The sequence below is a fragment of the Paenibacillus maysiensis genome (genome assembly GCF_000520815.1).
Classification (GTDB): domain Bacteria; phylum Bacillota; class Bacilli; order Paenibacillales; family Paenibacillaceae; genus Paenibacillus; species Paenibacillus maysiensis.
The window spans coordinates 1-973 of the sequence record NZ_ASRY01000173.1 but is presented as its reverse complement, the minus strand read 5'-3'; the positions used below and the strand labels follow the sequence as shown (position 1 = coordinate 973).

Sequence of the window (973 nt, the reverse complement as noted above, 5' to 3'; positions counted from 1 at the left end):
GCACACCTGAGGCAGCCGCAGCCGCATTATTGATGGGAGCGGATTATGTGGTTACCGGTTCCATCAATCAATGCACGGCAGAGGCCGGTACAAGCGATGCCGTAAAGGATCTGCTTCAGCAAGCCAATGTTCAGGACACCGAATATGCCCCTGCCGGAGATATGTTCGAACTGGGCGCCAAAGTGCAGGTGCTCCGCAAAGGCCTGTTTTTTCCGGCACGGGCCAACAAGCTGTACGAGCTGTACCGCAAGCATGCTTCGTTAGATGAGATCGACGAGAAAAATAAACGGATGATTCAGGATGTCTACTTTAATCGGACGTTTGGGGAAGTGCTGGAGGAAATCCGCACGCAATGGCTGCCCGGGGAAGCCGCAAAGGCTGAGGCCAACCCGAAGCAGCAAATGGCGCTGGTGTTCAAATGGTATTTTGCCAACTCTACCAAGGCGGCGCTGGACGGCAATCCCGATCAAGTGGTTGATTATCAGATTCACTGCGGCCCGGCGATGGGCGCGTTCAATCAGTGGGTAAAAGGCACCGAACTGGAAAATTGGCGGAACCGTCATGTGGATGCATTGGGTGAACTGCTTATGGAGCAGACGGCCGAGGTGTTAAACCGACAGTATTTGCGATTTACCAATTCAAGCAGGCAAATGGAGGTTTAGGCAATGCAATTGGAATGGCTGGAATATGTGCCGGAGACGGATTATGGACGGCCGTCGCTGTTGTTTATTCATGGCGCTCATCACGGGGCCTGGTGTTGGGAAGAGCATTTCTTGCCTTATTTCTGTGCCAAAGGATACCCGTCCTACGCCATCAGTTTGCGCGGACATGCCGGGAGCGAGGGCCGGGATCGTCTGCACAGTTTTAAGCTGGATGACTACAAGGAAGACGTGTTGGGGGCGCTGCAAAGGTTCAAAGAGAAGCCGGTTCTGATCGGACATTCGATGGGCGGCGCTGTGGTGCAGAAGGTGCT

The 973-nt window shown here is 54.0% G+C and carries 2 protein-coding genes; both read left to right on the top strand.

Annotated features, from left to right (window positions below):
* On the top strand, window positions 1–662 hold a 662-nt coding region (locus L696_RS0110865), incomplete at its 5' end, for a hypothetical protein (protein ID WP_025683647.1).
* Window positions 663–665: 3 nt separating this feature from the next.
* The coding region (locus L696_RS0110860; protein ID WP_025683646.1) for an alpha/beta hydrolase at window positions 666–973 on the top strand (308 nt) is incomplete at its 3' end.